Genomic DNA, 800 nt, shown 5'->3' on the forward strand with positions numbered 1-800 from the left:
GGGGGGCCCCGAGCGAGGCGACCCCGCCCGGCCCGCGGCAGACGCTCCCCGAGCCGGAGATCGAACGCCCCGATCGCTTCACCCAGGCCGCGCTGGGCTGGGTCCCGTGGCTTGCCCCGCTCCCGGAGGATGAGTTCACGCAGCGGCACTGGGATGGCATCGTGCAGCGCGAGCGGGCCAAGATGCCCTACTTCGCGCTGCTGGCTCGGGACCCCGAGATCCTCCTCGCCCGAACCCTGAGCGACTTCGACATCTTCACCAACACGGCGGGCGGGGCCCCGCGGGCCGAACGCGAGCTCGCCGCCGCGGCCACCTCGCGGCTGAACGGCTGCGTGTTTTGCGCCTCCGTGCACGCCCGGCTCGCGAGCCAGCACTCGGGCCGCGAGGCCGAGGTGCAGCGCCTCCTCGACGAGGGGCCCGGGGTTCGCTTGGATCCGCGCTGGGACGCCGTGATCGCGGCCGCGACGGCGCTCACGGCGACCCCGGCCCACCTCGGACGGGACGAGATCCTGGCGCTGCGCGAGCGGGGCCTGGACGACGTCGAGATCGCCGACGTGCTCTCGGGGGCGGCCTTCTTCAACTGGGCGAACCGGTTGATGCTCTCCCTCGGCGAACCGCAGGTCCCCGCCCGGCGTCGCTGAGCCGGGTCAGCGGGCGGCCGTCCCGGCCGGGATAATGGAACCCGGCCGGGACCCGGCCGGAACCGGAAGGAACGTATGGCCAAGCACGCTGCCCCGGAGGGCGACGCCCAGGACTGCCCGCAGCCGCGGGTGTTCGTGAAGGTGTGCGGACTCCGCACC

1 protein-coding gene is annotated in these 800 nt (G+C 74.2%); it reads left to right on the forward strand.

Going from position 1 to position 800, the window contains the following annotated elements:
• Window positions 1-59: 59 nt before the first annotated feature.
• Window positions 60-641, forward strand: coding sequence for an alkylhydroperoxidase domain protein (locus tag OOT08_RS13115; protein ID WP_325093657.1), 582 nt, complete (start codon window positions 60-62; stop codon window positions 639-641).
• Window positions 642-800 lie beyond the last annotated feature (159 nt).

Source organism: Leucobacter sp. M11 (genome assembly GCF_035726885.1).
GTDB lineage: Bacteria > Actinomycetota > Actinomycetes > Actinomycetales > Microbacteriaceae > JAPFRB01.